Genomic DNA, 25,290 nt, shown 5'->3' with positions numbered 1-25,290 from the left:
GAGTGTAATACACAGCTTTACGATGAATAATCCGGACAAAAGCAAAACATTATTGCCACACAGGGATAATCCCGATGTCCGAAAACCGCTGGGAAGGCATCGACGAGTTCGTCGCCGTTGCTGAATGCAGCCAGTTCACTGCCGCTGCCGAACGTCTTGGGGTTTCGTCCTCGCACGTCAGTCGACAAATCGTACGGTTGGAGGAGCGTTTACAGACGCGCCTGCTCTATCGAAGCACCCGCCGGGTGACGCTGACTGAGGCCGGACAGACATTCCTGCAACATTGCCAACGCTTGCAGGATGGTCGTGAGGAAGCACTGCGTGCGGTTGGCGATCTGACCAGCGAACCGAAAGGCATGTTGCGCATGACCTGTGCCGTCGCGTATGGCGAGCGCTTTATCGTGCCGCTGGTCACGCGTTTCATGGGGCTGTATCCGCAGCTGCGCATCGATATCGAACTGAGCAATCGCCAGCTCGATCTGGTGCATGAAGGGCTGGACCTGGCGATTCGTCTGGGGCGTTTGCAGGACTCGCGGTTGGTCGCGACACGCCTGGCGCCACGGCGAATGTATCTCTGCGCGTCACCGTCCTACGTTGAGCGGTACGGCCGCCCACACAGTCTGTCGGAATTGAGTCGGCACAATTGCCTGATCGGCAGCTCGGACATCTGGCAGCTTGAGCAAAACGGGCGCGAGTTTTCCCAGCGCGTGCAGGGCAACTGGCGCTGCAACAGCGGGCAGGCGGTGCTGGATGCGGCGTTGCAGGGAGTGGGGTTGTGTCAGTTGCCGGATTATTACGTGCTGGAGCATCTGCACAGTGGTGCACTGATTTCGTTGCTGGAGGCGCATCAGCCGCCGAATACGGCGGTGTGGGCGTTGTACCCGCAGCAGCGGCATTTGTCGCCGAAGGTGCGCAAGTTGGTGGATTTTCTCAAGGAAGGGTTGGCTGAGCGGCCCGAATATCGGAGTTGAGCGATGGGATTGCCTGAACTATCGCTTTCGCGAGCAGGCTCGCTCCCACAGGGGATTTTCAGTGGATGCGAAACGTGTGGCTGGCACAAATCAAATGTGGGAGCGAGCCTGCTCGCGAAGGCAATCTGACAAGCACCACTGCACTCAGCGGCGGTTAGCCCAACGCTGACGCAACCATTCGAGATCTTCAGGCCGGGTGACCTTGAGGTTATCCGCCCGCCCTTCAATCAGTCGCGGCGCCAGGCCAGCCCACTCCATCGCCGAAGCTTCGTCAGTAATCACGGCATCCGCGACAAGGCTGTCCGCCAACGCCCGATGCAACGCGCCGAGGCGAAACATCTGCGGCGTATAGGCTTGCCAGATCACACTACGATCCACGGTTTCCACAACGCGCCCATGCTTATCGACGCGCTTCAACGTGTCGCGCGCAGGGACGGCGAGCAAACCGCCGACCGGATCATCCGCCAGTTCATCGAGTAACTTGTCGAGATCTTCGCGACTCAGATTCGGCCGTGCCGCATCGTGCACCAGCACCCAATCCTCATCATCGGCACCCTGCGCATGCAAATGCAGCAAGGCATTGAGCACCGAACCAGAACGCTCGGCCCCGCCTTCAACCCGCTGAATGCGCGGATCGCTGACGCACGCCAGGTTCGGCCAATAAGGATCATCAACAGCAAGACTGACCACCAGCCCTTTAAGGCTTGGGTGATCAAGGAAACAGCCGAGGCTGTGTTCGAGAATTGTGCGCCCGCCCAGTTGCAGATATTGCTTGGGACGGTCCGCGGCCATTCGGGCACCGACGCCCGCGGCAGGAATCACGGCCCAGAAGGCCGGCAGGGAATTGATCATTGGGCCAACTGGTAAAGGGTTTCGCCGTCCTTGACCATGCCCAGTTCGTGACGAGCCCGTTCTTCAACGGTCTCCATGCCCTTTTTCAACTCGCTGACTTCAGCGTCCATCACTCGGTTGCGCTCCAGCAAACCTTCGTTCTCGGCGTGTTGATCAGCAATCTGCTGATTCAGCTCGGCGACCTGCGCCAGACTGCCATTGCCCACCCACAGGCGGTACTGCAGACCGGCCAGTAGCAAGAGCAAAACGAGAAACAACCAGTAAGGACTGCGCATCGAATATCAGGTATCCAGTGAAAAAAGACAGCCACGCCAAAACTTTGAAGCATCTGATAGCACGAAGCCTGGAAGACCCAGGCTTGTGCTGTTAAGGCATCAGATTAGTGGCAAATCCATCGCTGTCACGACTTTTTCGACACAATCCGGTGTCCTTCCATCGATTTGTACTTAGCCGCGGAATTCGCTGCGACCGTTGTACTTGGCCTTGCCATTCAACTGCTCTTCGATACGCAGCAGTTGGTTGTACTTGGAAACGCGGTCGGAACGGCACAGCGAACCGGTCTTGATCTGGCCAGCCGAGGTGCCCACGGCCAGGTCGGCAATGGTCGAATCTTCGGTTTCGCCCGAACGGTGCGAGATCACTGCGGTGTAACCGGCAGCCTTGGCCATCTGGATGGCTTCCAGGGTTTCGGTCAGGGTGCCGATCTGGTTGAACTTGATCAGGATCGAGTTGGCGATGTTTTTATCGATGCCCTCTTTCAGGATCTTGGTGTTGGTCACGAACAGGTCGTCGCCTACCAATTGAACCTTCTCGCCGATCTTGTCGGTGAGGATCTTCCAGCCAGCCCAGTCGGACTCGTCCAGACCGTCTTCGATCGAGATGATCGGATAACGTTCGGTCAGACCTTTCAGGTAATCAGCGAAACCTTCAGCGGTGAACACCTGGCCTTCGCCGGACAGGTTGTACTTGCCGTCTTCGTAGAATTCGCTGGCCGCGCAGTCCAGCGCCAGGGTCACGTCGGTGCCCAGCTTGTAACCGGCATTGGCCACAGCTTCCGAGATCACTTTCAGCGCGTCTTCGTTGGACGCCAGGTTCGGTGCGAAACCGCCTTCGTCGCCAACGGCAGTGCTCAGGCCACGGGCCTTCAGCACGGCTTTCAAGTGATGGAAAATCTCGGTGCCCATGCGCAGACCTTCCGAGAACGACTTGGCGCCAACCGGCTGCACCATGAACTCCTGGATGTCGACGTTGTTATCGGCGTGCTCGCCACCGTTGATGATGTTCATCATCGGCACCGGCATCGAGTAGACACCCGGAGTGCCGTTGAGGTTGGCGATGTGTGCGTACAGCGGCAGGTCCTGATCCTGTGCAGCAGCCTTGGCCGCAGCCAGGGACACGGCGAGGATGGCGTTGGCGCCCAGGGTCGCTTTGTTTTCGGTACCGTCGAGCTTGATCATCGCGTGATCCAGGGCTTTCTGGTCGCTTGGGTCGGTGCCCAGCAGCAGATCGCGGATCGGACCGTTGATGTTGGCTACCGCTTTGAGCACGCCCTTGCCCAGGTAACGGCTCTTGTCGCCATCACGCAGCTCGAGCGCTTCACGCGAGCCAGTGGATGCACCGGACGGCGCGCAAGCGCTGCCGATGATGCCGTTGTCGAGAAGCACGTCCGCTTCCACGGTGGGATTGCCACGGGAGTCGAGAACTTCACGACCTTTGATGTCGACGATTTTTGCCATTGTTGTAAACACTCCAAAGTTGACGAAAACGACGCAGCTAGAGGAAATCTTTTTACCGTCGGCAAGGGGTGTGCAGCGGGCAGACTTGCAGACGATAACGCTCATGCCCGAGGGCATGAGCGACAAATCGTGCGGTACTTTACCGGAGAATTGAGTGTTACGCGGTTTCTACCGTCGGAAAACTCTTCACCAGTTCGTCCAGAGCTTTGAGCTGGGCCAGGAATGGCTCCAGTTTGTCCAGACGCAAGGCGCAAGGGCCGTCGCATTTGGCGTTGTCCGGGTCCGGATGCGCTTCGAGGAACAGACCCGCCAGCGACTGGCTCATGCCGGCCTTGGCCAGATCCAGAACCTGTGCGCGGCGACCGCCAGCGGAGTCGGCACGACCACCCGGCATTTGCAGCGCATGGGTCACGTCGAAGAATACCGGGTACTCGAACTGCTTCATGATGCCGAAGCCGAGCATGTCGACCACGAGGTTGTTGTAGCCGAAGCTCGAACCACGCTCGCAGAGGATCAATTGATCGTTACCCGCTTCCACGCACTTGTTCAGGATGTGTTTCATTTCCTGAGGCGCGAGGAACTGGGCTTTCTTGATGTTGATCACTGCATTGGTCTTGGCCATCGCGACGACCAGATCGGTCTGGCGCGACAGGAAGGCCGGCAGCTGGATAATGTCGCAGACCTCAGCGACGACCGCGGCCTGCTCAGGCTCGTGGACGTCGGTGATGATCGGTACGCCGAAGGCTTGTTTGATGTCCTGGAAGATGCGCATGCCCTCTTCCAGGCCAGGACCACGATAGGAGGTCACAGAAGAACGGTTGGCCTTGTCGAAACTGGCCTTGAACACGTAAGGGATACCGAGTTTCTCGGTGACCTTCACATACTCCTCGCAAACCTGCATGGCCATGTCGCGGCTTTCCAGCACGTTCATGCCACCGAACAGCACCATGGGTTTGTCGTTGGCAATCTCGATGTCGCCGACGCGGATGATCTTCTGTGCCATCGGGGTTACGCCTTCTTCTGGTGTTGAGCCAATGCTGCTTTGACAAAACCGCTGAACAGCGGATGGCCATCACGTGGTGTCGAGGTGAACTCAGGGTGGAACTGGCAAGCGACGAACCATGGATGATCCGCTGCTTCAACCACTTCAACCAGTGCTGCGTCAGCGGAGCGACCGGAGATTTTCAGCCCGGCTTCGATGATTTGCGGCAGCAGGTTGTTGTTCACTTCGTAACGGTGACGGTGACGTTCAACGATCACGTCCTTGGCGTAGCAATCATGCACCTTGGAGCCGGCTTCGAGCAGGCATTCCTGAGCGCCGAGACGCATGGTGCCGCCCAGATCGGAGCTTTCGGTACGCACTTCGACTGCGCCGGTTGCGTCTTCCCACTCGGTGATCAGACCCACAACCGGATGGCCGCTGGCGCGGTCGAACTCGGTGGAGTTGGCGTCTTTCCAGCCCATGACATTACGAGCGAACTCGATGACCGCCACTTGCATGCCCAGGCAGATACCCAGGTACGGAACCTTGTTCTCACGAGCGTACTGAACGGCAGTGATCTTGCCTTCCACGCCGCGCAGACCGAAGCCGCCCGGTACGAGAATCGCGTCGACACCTTCGAGCAGCGCAGTGCCCTGGTTTTCGATGTCTTCGGAATCGATGTAACGCAGATTGACCTTGGTGCGGTTGCTGATGCCGGCGTGACTCATCGCTTCGATCAGCGACTTGTAGGCGTCGAGCAGCTCCATGTACTTGCCGACCATGGCGATGGTCACTTCGTGTTCCGGGTTCAGCTTGGCGTCAACCACCGCTTCCCACTCGGACAGATCAGCGCTGCCGCATTGCAGACCGAAACGCTCAACGACGAAATCGTCCAGACCCTGCGAGTGCAGGATGCCCGGGATCTTGTAGATGGTGTCGGCGTCTTCCAGCGCGATCACCGCACGTTCTTCAACGTTGGTGAACTGAGCGATCTTGCGACGCGACGATATGTCGATCGGGTGATCGGAACGGCACACCAGCACGTCTGGCTGCAGGCCGATCGAACGCAGCTCTTTTACCGAGTGCTGGGTTGGCTTGGTTTTGGTTTCACCAGCGGTGGCGATGTACGGCACCAGCGTCAGGTGCATCAGCATCGCGCGCTTGGCGCCGACTTCGAAACGGAGTTGACGGATGGCTTCGAGGAACGGTTGCGACTCGATGTCACCGACGGTGCCACCGATTTCAACCATCGCCACGTCAGCGTCACCGGCACCCTTGATGATGCGGCGCTTGATTTCGTCGGTGATGTGCGGGATCACCTGGATGGTTGCACCCAGGTAGTCACCACGGCGCTCTTTGCGCAGCACATGCTCGTAGACACGGCCAGTGGTGAAGTTGTTGTTCTGGGTCATGGTCGTGCGGATGAACCGCTCGTAGTGGCCCAGGTCCAGGTCGGTCTCGGCGCCGTCGTGGGTGACGAACACTTCACCGTGCTGGAACGGGCTCATGGTGCCCGGGTCGACGTTGATGTACGGGTCCAGCTTCAGCATGGTGACCTTAAGTCCCCGCGCCTCCAGGATGGCCGCCAATGAAGCCGATGCAATGCCTTTCCCCAATGAAGAAACAACACCGCCCGTGACGAATATGTAGCGCGTCATGAAAAACCCTAGAAGTCTGCGTTAAAGCGGTACGAGCCGCCGGGGAAAGCGAAGGAAGGCCGAAGCCCCCGATCACCTGCATTAATCACAGTGCACCTTTCAAAAAAACCGCCGCGTTGGGACAGACCGGCAGGTGAAACACCGGTACGTTGCTCGCTACACATTTTTTGGAATCGCCCAGCAAAGACTGCTTGGTAATCGGCAACTCCTGCAATTCAGGCGAATCCACAGAAGTTGTATCAAGAAGGGAGCGTAGTCTACCGGAATGCTCCTTTCAGCTCAAACCTTGATCTTCGTCTGTTGGCAGCCAATGCAATTTCCAGCCGTCCTGCATAGAGCCATCAAGTCCCGGCAGGTTCGCCACCGCGAGCAATTCATCGCCGCGAAACAGCAGCGGCAATCTGCCACGCACGAAGCCCGGCACCGAGCGCTCATTGAGCAGGCGCTTGAGATCACGGTGACCGCGATCACCCAGATGCATGACTTCACCGCCCTGACGATAGGCAACACGCAACGGTCCGCCGGGAGTCTGCCCGCTGAACATGACACGTCCGTTATCGGCCAAGCGTAGCGCTGAAGACGGGCTCTGCCACTCGCAGCCGATCACTGGCGTACGCAGCCAGTCACCACTGAGCCACCACAGACGGCCGGCGCTGCGGTGCAGCTCGCCATCGGCCAGACGCCAGATTGGCGCTGCGTCATGGGCAGCGTCGCACAGATTCGCCCAACCCGACCAATGGTCGGTGTCGGGTAGTCGGGTCAGTGGTTCCAGCCAGTGGCTGAGGGCATTTCGTTGACGAGCGACAGACAATGCAGCCAGGGGTGCCAGTTCCAATGACGGCAATCCCAGCCATTCGAATTCATGCGCGGTGGCGGCGTCAGCCAGATCAATCTGCGCCAGCTCATCGAGCAGTCCCTGGGCTTCACGCAAATGCGCGGCGCTGCGGGCCATGCTCGCCTGCGCTTGCGGCCAGCGCTCAGTCAGCAGCGGCATGACTTGATGGCGCAAGTAGTTGCGCGAGAACTTCCGATCCTGATTCGATGGGTCTTCGATCCAGACTAATTGGTGAGCCTGCGCATACGCTTCCAGCTCGGAACGAGAAACATCCAGTAACGGACGAATCAGTGTGCCCTGCCCGACTGGTCGCTGCTTGGGCATCCCCGCCAATCCGCGCGCACCCGCACCACGCATGAATCGAAACAACAGCGTTTCCGCTTGATCATCACGATGCTGGCCAGTGAGCAACACGTCATTGGCTTGCGTCAGCGAACTGAACACCGCGTACCGCGCATCCCGCGCCGCCCGCTCCAGACTTGCACCCGGTTGCACCTTCACCCGCTCAATCAGCAACGGCACCCCCAGCGCATCACAGACAGACTGGCAATGTTGTGGCCACGCGTCAGCCGCAGCCTGAAGACCGTGATGAATATGAACTGCACTTAATCGAGGAAGGGATTCGGATTGGGCGAGATGGGCGAGAAGATGCAGCAGGACGGTGGAATCGAGACCACCGGAGAACGCGACGCGCCAATGAGCGGCGTTGCGCCAAGGCTCAAGGTTCAGCAGAAGCCGCGACGGTAAATCACTCATGGACTGACCCATTTCTTTACCCTTGCCTGAACCAAATGTGGGAGCGATCCTGCTCGCGAAGACGGTTTAACATTCAACAGAGTTGTCGACTGTTATACCGCTTTCGCGAACAGGCTCGCTCCCAGATGGGTATTGCGCTCGACTTAGAGACCGTAGCTCATCAGTCGATCATAACGGCGCTTCAACAGCGCTTCGTTATCGAACTTCTTCAGCATCGCCAGTTGCGAGCTCAGCTCGGCACGGATCGACGCCGCAGCAGCGGCTGGATCACGGTGCGCACCACCCAGAGGCTCGCCGATAACTTTATCGACGATGCCGAGGCCTTTCAGACGCTCAGCGGTGATGCCCATCGCCTCAGCAGCATCCGGCGCTTTTTCTGCGGTTTTCCACAGAATCGAAGCACAACCTTCCGGCGAGATCACCGCGTAGGTCGAATATTGCAGCATGTTCAACTGATCGCAGACGCCGATGGCCAGTGCACCGCCGGAACCACCCTCACCGATAACGGTGGCGATGATCGGGGTTTTCAGGCGCGACATCACACGCAGGTTCCAGGCAATCGCTTCGCTCTGGTTGCGCTCTTCAGCGTCGATCCCAGGGTAGGCGCCCGGGGTGTCGATGAAGGTCAGGATCGGCATTTTGAAACGCTCGGCCATTTCCATCAGGCGGCAAGCCTTGCGGTAGCCTTCCGGACGCGGCATGCCGAAGTTGCGGCGTACCTTCTCGCGCACTTCACGGCCCTTCTGGTGGCCGATGATCATCACCGGCTGATCTTCCAGACGGGCGATGCCGCCAACGATGGCAGCATCATCAGAGAAGTGACGGTCGCCGTGCAGCTCGTCGAACTCGGTGAAGATGTGTTCGATGTAGTCGAGGGTGTACGGGCGTTTCGGGTGACGCGCCAGGCGTGCGATCTGCCAGCTGGTCAGCTTGCCGAAGATGTCTTCGGTCAGCGTTTTGCTCTTGTCCTGCAGGCGGGAGATCTCATCGCCGATATTCAGCGAATTGTCATTACCGACCAAGCGCAACTCTTCGATCTTGGCTTGCAGGTCGGCGATCGGCTGTTCGAAATCTAGAAAATTCGGGTTCATAGGCGTCCGTCTTGGGTCGTGTCCCAAATGAGCTTGGGCCGGCCGGTTGTCTATTCGCGCCCTACCTTAAGGGAGAGGCGCGCTGAGGTCGAGATTAAAAATTCAGGTTGCGGGCAAGCGCAATGATGGCACTTGCCGGTCAACGGTATTGGAGGAAGACGTTGTCTCGCCCGAACTGGTCACGCAGAGCCTGAATCAAGGCATCCGCCGGATCAATTCGCCACGTCTCGCCGAACTGCAGCAAGGTCTTCGCATCCGGGCTGGTGTACTCCATGGTGATCGGACAAGCGCCGCGATGACGCTTGAGCAAATCACCCAACCAGCGTAGCTGATCGCCTTTCAGGTCCTGAGTTTGCAGTTTCAGGCGCAGGCTCTCGGCGAGGTTGGTGCGCGCATCTTCCATGCTCATCACGCGTTTGACCCGCAGGCGCAGGCCACCGGAGAAGTCGTCGTTGCTGACTTCGCCTTCGACCACCACCATCGCATCGGTCTGCAACAGCGATTGCGCAGAATGGAACGCATCGGCAAACAGCGACGCCTCGATCCGCCCCGAGCGGTCGTCGAGGGTGATGAAGCCCATCTTGTCGCCCTTCTTGTTCTTCATCACGCGCAAGGCAATGATCATCCCCGCCACGGTTTGCGTATCCCGGGCCGGTTTCAGGTCGATGATGCGCTGACGGGCGAAACGCCGAATCTCGCCTTCGTATTCGTCGATCGGGTGACCGGTCAGGTACAGGCCCAAGGTGTCTTTCTCACCTTTGAGGCGCTCCTTGAGGGTCAACTCCTTGGCCTTGCGATGCACCGCGTAAACGTCGGCGTCCTCCTCGACAAACAAACCGCCAAACAGGTCGGCGTGACCGCTGTCGTGGGTGCGGGCAGTCTGTTCGGCGGATTTGATCGCTTCCTCCATCGCGGCCAGCAGCACCGCGCGGTTGCGATCGATGTTGGCCTGATAGGCTTTTTGTTCGTCGTGGAAATACGGCCCCAGGCGATCCAGCGCACCGCTACGAATCAAACCGTCGAGCGTACGTTTGTTGATGCGCTTGAGGTCGACACGGGCACAGAAGTCGAACAGATCCTTGAACGGACCGGCCTGACGCGCTTCGGTAATGGCCTCAACCGGGCCTTCACCAACACCTTTGATCGCGCCGAGGCCATACACGATGCGGCCATCGTCGTTCACCGTGAACTTGAACTCCGAAGTGTTCACGTCCGGCGCGTCGAGGCGCAGCTTCATCGTGCGCACTTCCTCGATCAAGGTCACGACCTTGTCGGTGTTGTGCATATCCGCTGAAAGTACCGCAGCCATGAACGGCGCCGGGTAGTGGGCTTTCAACCATGCAGTCTGGTACGAGACCAGGCCGTAGGCGGCGGAGTGGGATTTGTTGAAGCCGTAACCGGCGAATTTTTCTACCAGGTCGAAAATGTTACCGGCGAGGTCGGCGTCGATATTGTTGGTCGCGCAACCTTCAATGAAACCGCCGCGCTGCTTGGCCATTTCCTCGGGTTTCTTCTTACCCATGGCGCGACGGAGCATGTCCGCACCGCCGAGGGTGTAACCGGCCATGACCTGAGCAATCTGCATCACCTGTTCCTGATACAGGATGATGCCGTAAGTCGGCGCCAGAACAGGCTTCAACCCTTCGTACTGGTAATCCGAGTGCGGGTACGCCAATTCGGCGCGACCGTGCTTACGGTTGATGAAGTCATCCACCATGCCGGACTGCAGCGGGCCCGGACGGAACAGGGCCACCAGTGCGATCAAGTCTTCCAGGCAGTCGGGCTTGAGCTTTTTGATCAGCTCTTTCATGCCGCGCGATTCAAGCTGGAACACCGCAGTGGTTTCGGCTTTCTGCAACAGCGTGTAGGTCGGCTTGTCGTCCAGCGGGATAAACGCAATATCCAGCGGTGGCTCGTTGACCTTGGCGCGATCACGGTTGATGGTTTTCAGCGCCCAGTCGATGATCGTCAGGGTCCGCAGACCGAGGAAGTCGAACTTCACCAGACCGGCCGCCTCAACGTCGTCCTTGTCGAACTGGGTTACCAGACCGTCACCGGCCTCGTCGCAATAGATCGGCGAAAAGTCAGTCAGCTTGGTCGGCGCAATAACCACACCACCGGCGTGCTTACCAACGTTACGCACCACGCCTTCGAGCTTGCGCGCCATCTCCCAGATTTCCGCAGCTTCTTCATCGACCTTAATGAAGTCACGCAGAATTTCTTCCTGCTCGTAGGCTTTTTCCAGGGTCATGCCGACTTCGAACGGAATCATCTTCGACAGACGATCCGCCAGGCCGTAGGACTTGCCCTGTACCCGCGCCACGTCGCGCACCACAGCCTTGGCGGCCATGGAACCGAAAGTGATGATCTGGCTTACCGCGTTGCGGCCGTATTTCTCGGCCACGTAATCGATCACGCGGTCACGACCGTCCATGCAGAAGTCGACGTCGAAGTCGGGCATCGATACCCGTTCCGGGTTAAGGAAACGTTCGAACAGCAGGTCGTATTCCAGCGGATCGAGGTCGGTGATCTTCTGTACATAAGCCACCAACGAACCGGCACCCGACCCACGGCCCGGACCTACCGGCACGCCGTTGTTCTTGGCCCACTGGATAAAGTCCATAACGATCAGGAAGTAACCGGGGAAGCCCATCTGGATGATGATATCCAGTTCGAAATTCAAGCGGTCGACGTAGACCTGACGCTTGGCTTCGTAGTCTTCGGTAGTGTCTTTGGGCAGCAGCACCGACAGGCGTTCTTCGAGACCGTCGAAGGAGACTTTGCGGAAATATTCGTCGATGGTCATGCCATCGGGAATCGGGAAGTTGGGCAAAAAGTGCGTGCCCAGCTTCACTTCAATGTTGCAGCGCTTGGCGATTTCGACGGTGTTTTCGATGGCGTCGGGAATATCGCTGAACAGCTCGATCATCTCCTCGGCGCTTTTCAGGTATTGCTGATCGCTGTAATTCTTCGAACGCCGCGGATCGTCGAGGGCGCGGCCCTCACCGATGCACACGCGAGTTTCGTGGGCGGCAAAGTCTTCCTGCTTGATGAAGCGCACATCATTGGTCGCCACCAGCGGCGCGCCCAGTTTGTCGGCGAGGGCCACGGCGCCGTGCAATTGTTCTTCATCGTTGGGACGGTTGGTGCGCTGGATTTCCAGATAGAAACGATCCGGGAACACCGCCATCCATTCACGCGCCAGCACTTCGGCTTCGGCCGGGTTGCCGCCGATCATGGCCATGCCGATCTCGCCTTCTTTGGCGGCGGATAGCATGATCAGGCCTTCGTTGGCCTCTGCGACCCACTCGCGCTCGACGATGATCATGCCGTTACGCTGGCCTTCGATGAAGCCGCGCGAGATCAACTCGGTGAGGTTGCGATAACCCTTGGCGTTCATCACCAACAGGCTGAGCCGGCTCAGCGGTGCGTCCGGGTCCTTGTTCGACAGCCACAGGTCGGCGCCGCAGATCGGCTTGATGCCCGCGCCCATGGTGTTTTTATAGAATTTGACCAGAGAACACATGTTGTTCTGGTCGGTGACCGCGACCGCCGGCATGTTCATGGCCGTCAGCGCCTTGACCAGCGGCTTGATCCGCACCAGCCCGTCGACCAGGGAGTATTCAGTGTGCAGGCGTAGATGAACAAATGAAGCCGGCATAGTGATCCTGTCCAGTTACATAGAGACAACAAGGCCCGGATTGTACCGGGCCTCGAACAAAACATCAGCCTTGCGACTAAACCTGCGTCAGACCTTCCAGCGCTTCATAAGCCTGACGCACCGGGGCGAACGAGCGCCGGTGAATCGGCGTCGGGCCAAGACGCGCCAACGCTTCCAGATGAACGGGCGTCGGATAGCCTTTATGGCCACCGATGCCATAACCCGGGTAGATCAATTCGAAGGCAGCCATTTCACGGTCGCGACTGACCTTGGCCAGAATCGATGCGGCAGCGATAGCCGGCACCTTGCCGTCGCCCTGCACCACCGCTTCGGCGCGCATCGGCAGTTTCGGGCAGCGGTTGCCGTCGATCATCGCCAGTTTCGGCTGAATGTGCAGGCCGGCCACCGCGCGCTGCATGGCCAACATGGTTGCGTGGAGGATGTTCAGCTCGTCGATTTCTTCGACTTCGGCGCGGGCGATGCACCAGCTCAGGGACTTCTCGATGATTTCGTCATAGAGCTTTTCGCGCTTGGCTTCGGTGAGCTTCTTCGAGTCGTTGAGGCCGAGGATCGGCCGGTTCGGATCGAGAATCACCGCCGCCGTCACCACCGCCCCGCACAACGGGCCGCGACCGACTTCATCGACACCGGCCACCAGTTCTTCAACTTCGGCGACCAGGGTGAAATCCAGGCCCATCTGCATGCTTGTCTTGCTCATCGTGTCTGACCGATCAGGTTGAGGACGGCGTCCGCCGCCTGATTGGAGGCATCCAGCCGCAGCGTGCGATGGATCTCGTCGAAACCGCGTGTTTGTTCTTCGCCACCTTCGATCAGCGGCGACAACGTCTGCGCCAGTGCTTCGACCGTCGCATCATCCTGCAACAACTCCGGGACCAGCAGACGCTGGGCCAGCAGGTTCGGCAGGGACACGTACGGGCTCTTGACCATGCGTTTCAGAATCCAGAACGTCAGCGGTGCCAAGCGGTACGCCACCACCATCGGTCGCTTGTACAACAGCGCTTCAAGGGTGGCGGTACCGGAGGCGATCAACACCGCGTTGCACGCGGCCAGAGCCAGATGGGATTTGCCATCGAGCAAGGTGACCGGCAGATCACGTCCGGCGAGTAGCTCTTCAAGTTGCGCGCGGCGTTCCGGATTGGCGCAAGGAATGACAAAGCGCAAACCCGGGCGCATGGCGCGCAGGCGTTCGGCGGTGTCGAGGAACAGTGCACCCAGACGAGAGACTTCGCCGCCCCGGCTGCCGGGCATCAACGCCACCAGCGGGCCATCGGGCAAGCCCAACTCGGCACGGGCCGCAGCACGATCGGCCTCCAATGGAATGGTATCGGCCAGGGTGTGACCGACGAACCGCACTGGCACGCCCTTCTCTTCGTAAAATTTTGCTTCGAACGGCAGCAGCGTCAGCATCAGATCGCAGCCTTCGCGGATCTTCAGTACACGCTTCTGCCGCCATGCCCACACCGAAGGGCTGACGTAATGCACGGTTTTGATCCCGGCCTGACGCAGCTTCAATTCAATGTTGAGATTGAAGTCCGGTGCATCGATACCGATGAATACGTCCGGCTTCTCGGCGATCAGCGTGGCGATCAGGTCTTTGCGGCGTTTGAGCAATTCGCGCAGCCGGCCGAGGACTTCCACCAGGCCCATGACCGACAAGCGTTCCATGGGAAAGTAGGACGTCAGGCCTTCGGCCTGCATTAACGGACCACCGACGCCGATGAACTCGACCGCCGGATGCTGAGCCTTGAGCGCGCGCATGAGACCGGCGCCGAGAATGTCACCGGAAGCTTCACCCGCCACCAGCGCAATACGCAAATTGGCCATGATCAGCGAGTGATGCCGCGAGTCGACGACTGGATGGAGTCACGGAATATCGCAACTTCCGGGAACTGCGCAGCAGGCTCGGCCAGTTCGGCCAACGCCTGTTCGACCGTGAGGCCTTGGCGATAGACGGTTTTGTAAGCGCGACGCAGGGTGTGGATCGCGTCTTCACTGAAACCGCGACGGCGCATGCCTTCGAAGTTCATGCTGCGCGCTTCGGCCGGGTTGCCGAACACGGTGACGAACGCCGGAACGTCCTTGCCGATGGCGGTGCCCATGCCGGAAAAGCTGTGAGCGCCAATGCGGCAATACTGATGAACCAGAGTAAACCCGGAGAGGATCGCCCAGTCATCCACGTGCACATGGCCGGCCAACGCGGTGTTGTTGACCAGAATGCAGTGGTTGCCGATGACGCTGTCGTGACCGATGTGCGCATAGGCCATGATCAGGTTGTGATCGCCCAGCGTGGTTTCCGAACGGTCCTGCACGGTGCCACGGTGAATCGTCACGCCTTCGCGGATGACGTTGTGGTCACCGATCACCAGACGGGTTTCTTCACCCTTGTACTTCAGATCAGGCGTGTCTTCGCCTACCGAGGAAAACTGGTAGATGCGATTGTGCTTGCCGATGCGGGTCGGGCCTTTGAGGATCACATGCGGCCCGATCACGGTACCCTCGCCGATTTCCACACCTGCGCCGATGATCGACCACGGGCCGACCTCGACGCCATCAGCCAGAACGGCCGACGGATCGATGATTGCGCGAGGGTCAATCAAACTCATAGCTTGCGTTCCGCGCAGATGATTTCAGCGGAGCAGACTGGTTTGCCGTCGACCGAAGCCTGGCATTCGAATTTCCAGATCTGGCGCTTGCAGCTGATGAACTTGGCTTCGAGGATCAACTGATCGCCCGGCAGCACAGGCTGGCGGAAGCGCAGTTTGTCGGAACCGACGAAGTAGTAAAGCGTGCCGTCGGCAGGCTTCACATCAAGCATTTTGAAACCGAGGATCCCGGCAGCCTGAGCCATCGCTTCGATGATCAGCACGCCCGGCATGATTGGATGCGCAGGGAAGTGACCATTGAAGAACGGTTCATTGATGCTGACATTCTTGTAGGCGCGAATGCGCTTGCCTTCAGTGTCCAGTTCCACCACCCGGTCCACCAGCAGGAACGGGTAACGGTGAGGCAGGTATTCGCGAATCTCGTTGATGTCCATCATTTCGGGGGGAAGCCTATGTAAAGATTGGGAGCGCGACTGACGCGCACTCCTCTAGCAAATCAAGGAGGCAGTCTAGCGGCTGTGCACACTTGATATGGAAATGGTATCAGCCATCTGATGAAGCATTGCCGTCAGGGGTCACTTCCCCTACGCGCTTTTCCAGCTGTTTCAAACGTCGCGCGATGTCATCGAGCTGACGGATGCGGGCCGCGCTTTTGCGCCATTCGGCCGCCGGTTGCATGGCTGTGCCGGAAGAATAGGCACCCGGCTCGGTAATCGAGTGGGTCACCATGGTCATCCCGGTCAGGAAAACGTTGTCGCAAATATCAATGTGGCCGACCAGACCGACACCACCAGCGAGCATGCAATGCTTGCCAATCTTGGTGCTGCCGGAGATCCCGACACATGCGGCCATGGCAGTGTGATCACCGACCTGAACGTTGTGGGCGATCTGGATCTGATTGTCGAGCTTCACGCCGTTGCCGATCACGGTATCAGCCAGAGCGCCGCGGTCGATGGCGGTATTCACGCCAATCTCGACATCGTCGCCGATGGTCACGCCACCGATCTGCGCGATCTTCTGCCAGATACCTTTTTCGTTGGCGAAACCAAAACCTTCACCGCCGAGCACGGCACCGGACTGGATCACCACACGCTTGCCGATGCGCACGTCGTGATACAGCGTCACGCGCGGCGCGAGCCAGCCGCCTTCGCCGATTTCGCTACGTGCACCGACGACGCAATGCGCACCCAGTGTCACTTGCGCACCAACGCGTGCGCCGGCTTCGATCACCACAAAAGGGCCGATGCTGGCGCTTGGATTAACCACCGCGTCCGCCGCAATCACTGCAGATGGGTGAATACCAGCCGCAGCTTTTGGCTTGGGATCGAACAAATGAGAGATACGCGCATAAGCCAGGTAAGGATCAGGCACGACCAACGCATTACCGGCAAATCCTTCGGCATCAGCTTCTTTGAGCAGCAATGCAGCTGCCTGCGAGCCCGCCAGGTATTTGCGATATTGAGGGTTTGCCAGAAAGCTCAACTGAGCTGGGCCAGCCTCTTGCAAAGTGGCTAGCCCAGTAATTTTCGTCTCAGGGTCGCCACGCAGGGTGGCGCCGAGGAACTCGGCCAACTGGCCGAGCTTGATAGTCACGGTCATGGGTTACTTCAGCTGATTCATGCGCTCGATAACCTGGCGCGTGATGTCGTACTGAGGTTTGACATCGATCACTGCGCCACGCTCGAACACCAGGTCAAAACCACCTTTCTTGATGACTTCTTCCACTGCGCTATCCAGTTTCGGCTTCAGTTGCTTGAGCATTTCGCGGTCGGCAACGGCTTTCGCTTCGTTCAGCTCCTTGGACTGGAACTGGAAGTCGCGAGCCTTTTGCTTGAATTCCAGCTCCAGACGCTCACGCTCACCTTGCTGCATTTTGTCGCCACCGGCCATCAGACGGTCCTGAATGCCTTTGGCGCTGCTTTCCAGCGTCTTCAGTTTGGTCAGTTGCGGACCGAACTTCTTCTCGGCATCCACGGCATATTTCTTCGCCGCGTCGGACTCCAGCAAGGCCATCTGATAGTTCAGAACGGCAATTTTCATGTCGGCAAATGCCGGGCCTGCCACCATCAAGGAGGCCAGGAGAACCAATTGAGTCAACTTACGCACGATGCACTCCTACAAAATCCATTGTCGTTATCTTGGGTCAGACGCTTAGAACGTCTGGCCGAGGGAGAATTGGAACACTTGAGTTTCAGCCTCATCCGGCTTCTTGATCGGCATGGCCAACGCGAAGCTCAGAGGACCCAGTGCGGTGACCCAGGTCACACCCACACCGACGGAACTGGCCATGTTGCTCAGGCTGATGTCGTTGCACTTGGTGTTCGACGTCGAGCCGTTTGCATTGGTAGTGTCCTTGCACTGCGAGTCAAATACGTTACCCACATCCCAGAAAACAGAAGTGCGCAGGGAACGCTGATCTTTCACGAACGGCAGCGGGAACAGAACCTCGACACCACCCTGGATCAGGACGTTACCACCGAACGGCAGCGGATCCTGGTCCGGGTCAGCCAGCGTGCCCGGGTTGGTACCACGGCTCGGCGTACTGCGTGGGCCGAGGGTGCTGTCCTTGAAGCCACGAACCGAGTTGAAACCACCAGCATAGTAGTTTTCATAGAATGGCAAGCCATCGGTTCCGCCGTATCCGTCGCCATAACCCAGCTCGGTGTGCAGACGCAGGGTGTAGTTCTCGCTGATTGGCTGGAACAGCTGACCGCGGTAATCAAGTTTGTAGAACGACAGGTCGCTGCCCGGCACTGTGGTTTCCAGGGTCAGACTCTGGGAACGACCACGGGTCGGCAGTACGCCTTTGTTCAGAGTCGACTCGGACCAGCCGGCCGAAGCCTTGAAGTTCAGGTACTTGTCGCCTTCCTTGTTAACGAAGTCGAAAATCTCGTCAACGGTATAGGTACCGGTCTTGATCTCGTCCTGTTGAACCGACAGGCCAAAGGTCAGACGCGAAGTCTCGCTGATCGGGTAGCCAACGTTCACGCCGGCACCCAGGCTGTCTACCGCATAGCTCGCTACGTCGACGTCGAGGTCTTTGTAGTCAGTGGTGCGATAGAACGCGTTGTAACCCAGGCTCACGCCATCGGCGGTCCAGTACGGGTCAACGTAACCGAAGTTGTAGCGGCTCTGGTATTCGCTGCGGGTCAGGCCGATGCTGACGCGGTTACCGGTACCAAGGAAGTTGTTCTGGGTGATCGAACCACCGAGGATCAGACCGGCACTCTGGGCGAAACCGACACTGGCGGTAATCGAACCGGAAGCCTGTTCTTCAACGGCGTAGTTCACGTCAACCTGATCGTCGACACCCGGGACAGCCGGAGTTTCAACGTTCACTTCTTTAAAGAAGCCCAGACGCTCAAGACGGGTCTTGGACTGGTCGATCAGGTAGGTCGAAGCCCAGCCGCCTTCCATCTGACGCATTTCACGACGCAGCACTTCGTCTTCGGACTTGGTGTTGCCACGGAAGTTGATGCGGTTGACGTAGGCGCGCTTGCCCGGATCAACAGCGAACAGGATATCGACGGTGTGATCTTCATCGTGCGGCTGAGGTACGCCGTTGACGTTGGCGAAGGTGTAACCCTCGTTACCCAGACGACGGGTGATCAGCTCGGAGGTGGTGGTCATCAGTTTGCGCGAGAACACCTGACCCTTCTGCACCAGCAGCAGGGACTTGACCTGATCTTCAGGGACTTTCAGATCACCACTGAGTTTGACGTCACGAACGGTGTACTTCTCGCCTTCGGTGACGTTGACAGTGATGTAGACGTGTTTTTTGTCCGGGGTGATCGACACCTGAGTCGAAGCGATATCCATGTTGATATAGCCACGATCCAGGTAGTAGGAACGCAGACGCTCCAGGTCACCGGACAGTTTTTCACGGGCGTACTTGTCATCGTTCTTGAAGAACGACAGCCAGTTGGTGGTCTTCAGTTCGAACAGGTCGGTCAGGTCTTCCTCAGGGAAAACCGTGTTGCCCACCACGTTGATGTGCTGAATCGCCGCAACGGTACCTTCGTTGATCTTCACTTTCAGGCCGACGCGGTTACGCGGTTGCGATACCACTTCGGTATCGACCGTAGCCGAGTAGCGACCTTGCGCGACGTACTGACGCTGCAGTTCGTTACGCACGCCCTCAAGGGTGGCGCGCTGGAAGATCTCGCCTTCGGCCAGACCGGATTGCTTGAGACCTTTCATCAGGTCTTCAGTCGAGATCGCCTTGTTGCCTTCGATTTCGATACTGGCGACCGACGGACGCTCGACGACCGTGATGACCAGAACGTTGCCTTCGCGGCCCAGCTGGATATCTTGAAAGAAACCGGTTTTGAACAACGCACGAGTGGATTCCACCAGGCGACGATCATCCGCCTGCTCACCGACGTTCAACGGCAAGGCACCAAAGACGCTACCCGCGGAGACCCGCTGGAGGCCATTGACGCGAATATCAGAGATAGTGAAGGACTCGGCGTGAACTTCGGCGATCATCAATACGGTGAGAACCGCAGTTAGCAGCAGACGTTTCATGAAGTCCTTTCTTATTCCAACTGGCAATAAACAAACTGCCGCAAAATGCGGCAGATTCGCAATTCAGCGAAGCGTTACAGTCGACCCAGATCGTTGACCAGAGCAAGCAACATCACCCCGACCACCAAACTGATACCGATCTGTATCCCCCAACCTTGCACCCGATCCGACAAGGGACGACCACGCGCCCACTCGATCAGATAAAACAACAAATGCCCCCCATCCAGTACAGGAATGGGCAGCAAATTCAGAACCCCCAGGCTAATACTCAGATAAGCAAGGAAATTCAGGAAATCAGCGACGCCCGACTGGGCAGAAGCGCCCGCCACTTTAGCAATGGTTATCGGTCCACTCAAGTTTTTTACCGAGAGCTCGCCGAACAGCATTTTCTTGAGTGAATCCAGCGTCAGAATGCTCATGGTCCAAGTGCGTCGGGCACCCTCGCCAATCGCGGCCAACGGCCCATAACTGACCTCACGGATCATTTCCGGTGGCCAGTCGACAGCTTTCACGCCTGCGCCCAGATATCCGCTTGGCGATTTGCTTTCACCACGCGCAGCCAAGGTCACAGGGACATCGATTTGAGCACTGTCACGCTCGATGCGCAGCATGATTTTGGTATCAGGACGCGTACGAACGGTATCGACCACTTGCTGCCAGTCATTCAGCGCCTGACCATCAAGGGCCAACAGGCGATCACCGGTTTTCAGACCGGCAGCCTGGGCCGGGCCTTTCGGATCAAGTTCGGCAAGCACCGGCGGCAAGGCCGGACGCCATGGACGAATACCCAGAGAGCGAATCGGGTCCGGCTCATCAGCGCCTTTGAGCCAGTTATCCAGCGCCAGCTCACGCGGGGTATCTACGCTTGAGCCTTGCTCACGGACCAGCAACTGCAAAGAACCGCTTTCGCCCAGGCGCCGCACCAGTTGTAAATTGACAGCTGCCCAACCGGAAGTCGGCTCACCATCGATAGCGACGATTTCCTGGCCCGCATTCAAACCGGCCTTAGCAGCGATGCTGCCGGACTCGACAGCACCAATGACCGGGCGCACCTGCTCGCTGCCGAGCATGGCCAACACCCAGAAAAACACCAGCGCCAACAGAAAGTTGGCGATCGGACCTGCAGCGACAATGGCGATACGCTGACGAACTGATTTGCGATTGAAAGACTGATCCAGCTGATCGGCCGGCACTTCGCCCTCACGCTCATCGAGCATCTTGACGTAACCACCGAGCGGAATCGCGGCCACCACAAACTCGGTGCCCTGCTTGTCGTGCCAGCGCAGCAACGGCATGCCAAAGCCTACGGAAAAGCGCAGAACCTTGACGCCACAGCGACGCGCGACCCAGAAGTGGCCGAATTCGTGAAAGGTGACCAGCACACCCAAGGCGATCAGGGTGCCGGCAATCATATAGAGCGCGCTCATCTACTTTCTCCGCAATCCCGTTCAGTGCCGCATGAAGCCATTGTGTTGCAAAACTTATCAGCGGTGACGACTCAACCATTGTTCAGCCAAAACTCGTGCCTTGGCGTCGGCGGTGAACACCGCATCGAGATCATCCAGCGCGACCACCGGTTCGAGGTTCAAAACCTCCTCGATGATACTCGCGATTTCAAGGTAGCGAACCCGTCCGTCGAGAAACGCTGCCACAGCCACTTCGTTGGCCGCATTGAGCATTGCCGGCGCGCTATCGCCCGCTTCGGCAGCTTGACGGGCCAAACGCAGGCACGGGAAACGCTCCTCATCCGGCGCTTCGAAGTCCAGACGCGCAATGGCGAACAGATCCAGCGGCGCCACGCCCGAGTCGATGCGCTCAGGCCAGGCCAGCGCATTGGCAATAGGCGTGCGCATATCAGGATTGCCCAATTGCGCCAGCACCGAACCGTCGACGTAGTCGACCAGCGAATGGATCACGCTTTGCGGATGGATCACTACCTCGACCTGCGCAGGCTTGGCATCGAACAACCAGCAGGCTTCGATCAACTCGAGCCCCTTGTTCATCATGCTGGCCGAATCCACAGAAATTTTGCGCCCCATGGACCAGTTCGGATGCGCACACGCCTGGTCAGGTGAAACATGCGCCAATTCAGCCATCGGTGTCTGCCGGAATGGGCCACCGGAGGCTGTAAGCAAAATCCGCCGTACGCCCACCGAGCTCAAGCCCCGGGCGAAATCCTGCGGCATGCACTGGAAAATTGCGTTGTGCTCGCTATCGATCGGCAGCAGCACCGAACCGCTTTTACGCACTGCCTGCATGAACAAGGCGCCGGACATCACCAGCGCCTCTTTATTGGCCAGGAGAATCTTTTTGCCAGCCTCAACGGCCGCCAGAGTCGGGCGCAGACCTGCCGCACCAACGATCGCCGCCATCACCGCGTCGACTTCCGGAGCGGAGGCAACCTGACACAGCCCCTCCTCCCCTACCAGAACGCGGGTTGGCAAACCGGCCGCGCGCAAATCGTCCTGCAAGCCGCGCGCCGCAGCAACTTCCGGCACCACGGCAAATTGCGGCACATGGCGTACGCACAGAGCCAGCAGCTCACTCAGGCGAGTGAAGCCGCTCAAGGCGAAAACCTGATATCGCTCCGGGTGACGAGCAATGACATCAAGCGTGCTCAGACCGATCGAGCCGGTCGCCCCGAGGACAGTAATCTGCTGTGGACGACTCACGGTGCGGCCATCCACAACAACACTGCAAATACTGGAATCGCCGCCGTCAAACTGTCGATACGATCAAGAATGCCACCATGCCCCGGCAGCAGATTACTGCTGTCCTTGATACCGGACTGGCGCTTGAACATGCTTTCAGTGAGATCGCCGACGACGGAAATGAAGACGATCAGCGCAGCGCCAATCAAGCCTTTGATCAATTCGGCAACCGTCCAGTCGCGCACCAGCCCGACAATCGCAGTGATCACCAGACTCAGCGCCAGACCGCCGTAAACACCTTCCCAGCTTTTCCCCGGACTGACCTGCGGTGCAAGCTTGCGCTTGCCGAATGCACGGCCCGAGAAATAGGCACCGATATCGGCCCCCCAGACCAGCACCATCACAGCCATGATCAACCAGTTACCCAACGGGTACTGCTTGATCTGTACCAGACCTTGCCACGCCGGCAACAGGATCAACAGACCGATCACCAGCTTGGTCGCGGCACTCGACCAGTGCTCGCTCGAGCGCGGATAGGTCAGCACCAGATACGTTGCCACCGCCCACCACAACACCGAAGCACCCAACACCCATGGCGCCAGGCCGGGCAGGATGTACATGACGAACAGCATCAGGGCGACCACGGCGGCATAACCGACCCGGAACGCCTGACCAGTGAAGCCGGCAAGCCGCGCCCACTCCCACGCCCCCAGACTGACAACCAGCCCGATGAACAGCGCAAAACCGGAACCTTCGAGCAGGAAAAACCCGCACAAGGCGATCGGCAGCAGGATCAGCGCAGTGATGATTCGTTGTTTAAGCATTAAACCCGGGCTCCAGCTTCAACCTGTTCGCTCGTTTTACCGAAACGACGCTGGCGCGAAGCGAAATCGGCCAGCGCATTGCGCATGGCATCGTGTTTGAAGTCCGGCCAGAACAGGTCGGAGAAGTACAGCTCGGCGTAAGCCAGCTGCCACAGCAGAAAGTTGCTGATGCGGTGCTCGCCACCCGTGCGGATGCACAGATCCGGCAACGGCAGATCACCGGTTGCCAGACAGGTTTGCAACAGATCCGGAGTGATGTCTTCCGGGCGCAGGTGCCCGGCCTGGACTTCACGCGCCAGACGCTGGGCCGCCTGTGCAATATCCCACTGACCACCATAATTGGCGGCGATCTGCAGGATGAAACGATTGGCACCCGCCGTCATCGCCTCAGCTTCACGCATTGCTGCCTGAAGCTCCGGATGAAAGCGTGAACGATCGCCAATGATGCGCAGGCTGATGTTGTTGTCATTGAGGCGCTTGGCTTCGCGACGCAGCGCCTTGAAGAACAGGTCCATCAAGGCACTGACTTCATCGGCCGGGCGCTGCCAGTTCTCACTGGAAAATGCGAACAGGGTGAGCACTTCGACCTTGGCCTCAGCGCACACCTCAATCACCGCCCGCACAGCATCCACGCCCGCCTTATGCCCGGCGACACCCGGCATAAAGCGTTTTTTCGCCCAGCGATTGTTGCCATCCATGATGATCGCGACATGGCGCGGCACCGCGGACGGCGCAGTCTGCTTGGTCTTGTCCATTAAAAGCTCGAACCTTATACGGCCATCAGATCCGCTTCTTTTTGCTTGGTAGCCGTGTCGATATCAGCCTCGGCCTTGTCGGTGAGCTTCTGAATATCGGCAGCGGCACGACGCTCTTCGTCTTCGCTGATTTCTTTGTCCTTGACCAGTTTCTTCAGCTCGCCCAAGGCGTCACGACGGATGTTGCGCACGGCAACACGAGCGTCTTCAGCAGCACTGCGCGCCTGCTTGGTGAAGCCCTTGCGGGTTTCTTCAGTCAGGGCAGGCATGGAGATCAGCAGCAACTCGCCCAGGTTGGTCGGGTTGAGGTTCAGACCAGCGCTCTGGATTGCTTTGTCGACTGCGGCGAGCATGTTGCGCTCGAACGCAACGACCTGCAGGGTGCGCGAGTCCTTAACGGTGATGTTCGCCACTTGGGTGATGGAGGTGTCTGCGCCGTAGTACGGCACCATCACGCTGCCCAGAATGCTTGGGTGAGCCTTGCCGGTACGAATCTGACCAAATGCGTGGGCCAGAGAGTCCAGGGATTTCTGCATGCGCTCTTGAGCGTCTTTCTTGATTTCGTTGATCATTGTTGACCTTCCTCGATCAGGGTGCCTTCAGCGCCGCCATGGACGATGTTCAGCAGGGCACCGGGCTTGTTCATGTTGAATACGCGCAACGGCATCTTGTGGTCGCGGCACAGGCAAATAGCGGTCAGATCCATTACACCCAGCTTGCGATCCAGCACTTCATCATAAGTCAGATGATCGAACTTCTCGGCATGCGGGTCTTTGAACGGGTCAGCGGTGTAGACGCCATCGACTTTGGTCGCTTTCAGCACGACGTCGGCATCGATTTCGATTGCGCGCAGGCAGGCTGCCGAATCCGTGGTGAAGAACGGGTTGCCGGTACCGGCAGCGAAGATCACGACGTCTTTGGAGTTCAGGTGACGCATGGCTTTGCGGCGATCGTAGTGATCGGTCACACCCACCATGGAAATGGCCGACATCACGATGGCCGAGATATTGGCACGTTCCAGCGCATCGCGCATGGCCAGGGCGTTCATCACAGTGGCCAGCATGCCCATGTGGTCGCCTGTGACCCGATCCATACCGGCTTTGCTCAAAGCTTCGCCGCGGAACAGGTTGCCACCGCCGATCACCAGACCGACCTGTACGCCGATGCCGACCAGTTGGCCGACTTCCAGCGCCATCCGATCCAGCACTTTTGGATCGATCCCGAACTCTTCCGAGCCCATCAGGGCCTCGCCGCTAAGCTTGAGTAGAATGCGTTTATAGCGAGCCTGATAACCACTGCCCTGCTGAGCCATTGCGAATCTCTCCTGCGGCGTATTTAAAATTCTTTGCGAGCTGTTTACAGCTGGC

22 protein-coding genes are annotated in these 25,290 nt (G+C 58.5%); 1 reads left to right on the top strand and 21 read right to left on the bottom strand.

What is annotated here, in order from left to right:
• The first annotated feature begins 74 nt into the window (after positions 1-74).
• The gene (locus HU718_RS06740) at positions 75-971 is read left to right on the top strand and encodes a LysR family transcriptional regulator (protein ID WP_150706086.1); all 897 of its coding nucleotides are present in this window, start codon (positions 75-77) and stop codon (positions 969-971) included.
• A gap of 144 nt (positions 972-1,115) precedes the next feature.
• Here HU718_RS06740 and ispD read toward each other — a convergent pair whose 3' ends face one another.
• From ispD to pyrH, 21 genes are all read right to left on the bottom strand, one after another.
• Positions 1,116-1,823: a 2-C-methyl-D-erythritol 4-phosphate cytidylyltransferase gene (gene ispD, locus HU718_RS06735; RefSeq protein WP_186612500.1), complete on the bottom strand. Its 708-nt coding sequence runs from the start codon at positions 1,821-1,823 to the stop codon at positions 1,116-1,118.
• The gene (gene ftsB, locus HU718_RS06730) at positions 1,820-2,098 is read right to left on the bottom strand and encodes a cell division protein FtsB (protein WP_007908838.1); all 279 of its coding nucleotides are present in this window, start codon (positions 2,096-2,098) and stop codon (positions 1,820-1,822) included. Before ftsB ends, ispD begins: the two co-directional genes overlap by 4 nt.
• A gap of 171 nt (positions 2,099-2,269) precedes the next feature.
• Positions 2,270-3,559: a phosphopyruvate hydratase gene (eno, locus tag HU718_RS06725; RefSeq protein ID WP_007908839.1), complete on the bottom strand. Its 1,290-nt coding sequence runs from the start codon at positions 3,557-3,559 to the stop codon at positions 2,270-2,272.
• A 157-nt stretch (positions 3,560-3,716) separates the two neighbouring features.
• Positions 3,717-4,562 carry a 3-deoxy-8-phosphooctulonate synthase gene (gene kdsA / locus HU718_RS06720; protein WP_007908840.1) on the bottom strand — a complete coding sequence of 282 codons (846 nt, stop codon included), beginning with the start codon at positions 4,560-4,562 and terminating at the stop codon, positions 3,717-3,719.
• Positions 4,563-4,567: 5 nt separating this feature from the next.
• Positions 4,568-6,199: a CTP synthase gene (gene pyrG, locus HU718_RS06715; protein ID WP_186612498.1), complete on the bottom strand. Its 1,632-nt coding sequence runs from the start codon at positions 6,197-6,199 to the stop codon at positions 4,568-4,570.
• 274 nt (positions 6,200-6,473) lie between these two features.
• Complete coding sequence (gene tilS / locus HU718_RS06710) at positions 6,474-7,802, bottom strand: tRNA lysidine(34) synthetase TilS (RefSeq protein ID WP_186612496.1); 1,329 nt, start codon at positions 7,800-7,802, stop codon at positions 6,474-6,476.
• Between the two features lie 131 nt (positions 7,803-7,933).
• Entirely contained in the window at positions 7,934-8,881 is a 948-nt protein-coding gene (locus tag HU718_RS06705; RefSeq protein WP_038357918.1) for an acetyl-CoA carboxylase carboxyltransferase subunit alpha, read from the bottom strand.
• Positions 8,882-9,020: 139 nt separating this feature from the next.
• Positions 9,021-12,542 (bottom strand): DNA polymerase III subunit alpha, encoded by a 3,522-nt coding sequence (gene dnaE, locus HU718_RS06700; RefSeq protein WP_150706082.1) that lies wholly within the window; start codon positions 12,540-12,542, stop codon positions 9,021-9,023.
• Positions 12,543-12,618: 76 nt separating this feature from the next.
• The gene (rnhB, locus tag HU718_RS06695) at positions 12,619-13,245 is read right to left on the bottom strand and encodes a ribonuclease HII (RefSeq protein WP_186612772.1); all 627 of its coding nucleotides are present in this window, start codon (positions 13,243-13,245) and stop codon (positions 12,619-12,621) included.
• Positions 13,246-13,256: 11 nt separating this feature from the next.
• Positions 13,257-14,387 (bottom strand): lipid-A-disaccharide synthase, encoded by a 1,131-nt coding sequence (gene lpxB / locus HU718_RS06690; protein ID WP_016985089.1) that lies wholly within the window; start codon positions 14,385-14,387, stop codon positions 13,257-13,259.
• A gap of 2 nt (positions 14,388-14,389) precedes the next feature.
• Positions 14,390-15,166, bottom strand: a complete 777-nt coding sequence (gene lpxA, locus HU718_RS06685) for an acyl-ACP--UDP-N-acetylglucosamine O-acyltransferase (RefSeq protein ID WP_150706080.1) — start codon at positions 15,164-15,166, stop codon at positions 14,390-14,392.
• Entirely contained in the window at positions 15,163-15,603 is a 441-nt protein-coding gene (fabZ, locus tag HU718_RS06680; protein WP_003222142.1) for a 3-hydroxyacyl-ACP dehydratase FabZ, read from the bottom strand. Before fabZ ends, lpxA begins: the two co-directional genes overlap by 4 nt.
• Before the next feature lie 106 nt (positions 15,604-15,709).
• Positions 15,710-16,765, bottom strand: coding sequence for a UDP-3-O-(3-hydroxymyristoyl)glucosamine N-acyltransferase (gene lpxD / locus HU718_RS06675; protein WP_186612494.1), 1,056 nt, complete (start codon positions 16,763-16,765; stop codon positions 15,710-15,712).
• A gap of 3 nt (positions 16,766-16,768) precedes the next feature.
• Positions 16,769-17,272 (bottom strand): OmpH/Skp family outer membrane protein, encoded by a 504-nt coding sequence (locus HU718_RS06670; RefSeq protein ID WP_007908849.1) that lies wholly within the window; start codon positions 17,270-17,272, stop codon positions 16,769-16,771.
• A gap of 45 nt (positions 17,273-17,317) precedes the next feature.
• A complete protein-coding gene (gene bamA / locus HU718_RS06665) occupies positions 17,318-19,693 on the bottom strand; it encodes an outer membrane protein assembly factor BamA (RefSeq protein ID WP_038357906.1) in 2,376 nt (791 codons plus the stop codon).
• A 74-nt stretch (positions 19,694-19,767) separates the two neighbouring features.
• Entirely contained in the window at positions 19,768-21,120 is a 1,353-nt protein-coding gene (rseP, locus tag HU718_RS06660; RefSeq protein WP_150706079.1) for a sigma E protease regulator RseP, read from the bottom strand.
• Positions 21,121-21,177: 57 nt separating this feature from the next.
• Positions 21,178-22,365 (bottom strand): 1-deoxy-D-xylulose-5-phosphate reductoisomerase, encoded by a 1,188-nt coding sequence (ispC, locus tag HU718_RS06655; RefSeq protein ID WP_150706078.1) that lies wholly within the window; start codon positions 22,363-22,365, stop codon positions 21,178-21,180.
• Entirely contained in the window at positions 22,362-23,168 is an 807-nt protein-coding gene (locus tag HU718_RS06650; RefSeq protein WP_150706077.1) for a phosphatidate cytidylyltransferase, read from the bottom strand. The genes ispC and HU718_RS06650 overlap by 4 nt, the downstream gene beginning before the upstream one ends.
• Positions 23,168-23,923: a polyprenyl diphosphate synthase gene (uppS, locus tag HU718_RS06645; protein WP_007908854.1), complete on the bottom strand. Its 756-nt coding sequence runs from the start codon at positions 23,921-23,923 to the stop codon at positions 23,168-23,170. The genes HU718_RS06650 and uppS overlap by 1 nt, the downstream gene beginning before the upstream one ends.
• Positions 23,924-23,937: 14 nt before the next feature.
• Positions 23,938-24,495 (bottom strand): ribosome recycling factor, encoded by a 558-nt coding sequence (gene frr / locus HU718_RS06640; protein WP_007908855.1) that lies wholly within the window; start codon positions 24,493-24,495, stop codon positions 23,938-23,940.
• On the bottom strand, positions 24,492-25,235 hold the full coding sequence (gene pyrH, locus HU718_RS06635) for a UMP kinase (protein ID WP_003222124.1): 744 nt from the start codon (positions 25,233-25,235) through the stop codon (positions 24,492-24,494). Before pyrH ends, frr begins: the two co-directional genes overlap by 4 nt.
• Between the last annotated feature and the right edge of the window lie 55 nt (positions 25,236-25,290).

Origin of the sequence: Pseudomonas tensinigenes, from assembly GCF_014268445.2 — a bacterium.
Taxonomy (GTDB): Bacteria; Pseudomonadota; Gammaproteobacteria; order Pseudomonadales; family Pseudomonadaceae; genus Aquipseudomonas; species Aquipseudomonas tensinigenes.
This window is presented reverse-complemented; position numbering and strand designations above follow the sequence as displayed.

Bases quoted from the DNA above. Each gene is read 5' to 3' on its own strand.
- HU718_RS06740 (WP_150706086.1), top strand. From the start codon at position 75: ATGTCCGAAAACCGCTGGGAAGGCATCGACGAGTTCGTCGCCGTTGCT.
- ispD (WP_186612500.1), bottom strand. From the start codon at position 1,823: ATGATCAATTCCCTGCCGGCCTTCTGGGCCGTGATTCCTGCCGCGGGC.
- ftsB (WP_007908838.1), bottom strand. From the start codon at position 2,098: ATGCGCAGTCCTTACTGGTTGTTTCTCGTTTTGCTCTTGCTACTGGCC.
- eno (WP_007908839.1), bottom strand. From the start codon at position 3,559: ATGGCAAAAATCGTCGACATCAAAGGTCGTGAAGTTCTCGACTCCCGT.
- kdsA (WP_007908840.1), bottom strand. From the start codon at position 4,562: ATGGCACAGAAGATCATCCGCGTCGGCGACATCGAGATTGCCAACGAC.
- pyrG (WP_186612498.1), bottom strand. From the start codon at position 6,199: ATGACGCGCTACATATTCGTCACGGGCGGTGTTGTTTCTTCATTGGGG.
- tilS (WP_186612496.1), bottom strand. From the start codon at position 7,802: ATGGGTCAGTCCATGAGTGATTTACCGTCGCGGCTTCTGCTGAACCTT.
- HU718_RS06705 (WP_038357918.1), bottom strand. From the start codon at position 8,881: ATGAACCCGAATTTTCTAGATTTCGAACAGCCGATCGCCGACCTGCAA.
- dnaE (WP_150706082.1), bottom strand. From the start codon at position 12,542: ATGCCGGCTTCATTTGTTCATCTACGCCTGCACACTGAATACTCCCTG.
- rnhB (WP_186612772.1), bottom strand. From the start codon at position 13,245: ATGCAGATGGGCCTGGATTTCACCCTGGTCGCCGAAGTTGAAGAACTG.
- lpxB (WP_016985089.1), bottom strand. From the start codon at position 14,387: ATGGCCAATTTGCGTATTGCGCTGGTGGCGGGTGAAGCTTCCGGTGAC.
- lpxA (WP_150706080.1), bottom strand. From the start codon at position 15,166: ATGAGTTTGATTGACCCTCGCGCAATCATCGATCCGTCGGCCGTTCTG.
- fabZ (WP_003222142.1), bottom strand. From the start codon at position 15,603: ATGATGGACATCAACGAGATTCGCGAATACCTGCCTCACCGTTACCCG.
- lpxD (WP_186612494.1), bottom strand. From the start codon at position 16,765: ATGACCGTGACTATCAAGCTCGGCCAGTTGGCCGAGTTCCTCGGCGCC.
- bamA (WP_038357906.1), bottom strand. From the start codon at position 19,693: ATGAAACGTCTGCTGCTAACTGCGGTTCTCACCGTATTGATGATCGCC.
- rseP (WP_150706079.1), bottom strand. From the start codon at position 21,120: ATGAGCGCGCTCTATATGATTGCCGGCACCCTGATCGCCTTGGGTGTG.
- HU718_RS06650 (WP_150706077.1), bottom strand. From the start codon at position 23,168: ATGCTTAAACAACGAATCATCACTGCGCTGATCCTGCTGCCGATCGCC.
- uppS (WP_007908854.1), bottom strand. From the start codon at position 23,923: ATGGACAAGACCAAGCAGACTGCGCCGTCCGCGGTGCCGCGCCATGTC.
- frr (WP_007908855.1), bottom strand. From the start codon at position 24,495: ATGATCAACGAAATCAAGAAAGACGCTCAAGAGCGCATGCAGAAATCC.
- pyrH (WP_003222124.1), bottom strand. From the start codon at position 25,235: ATGGCTCAGCAGGGCAGTGGTTATCAGGCTCGCTATAAACGCATTCTA.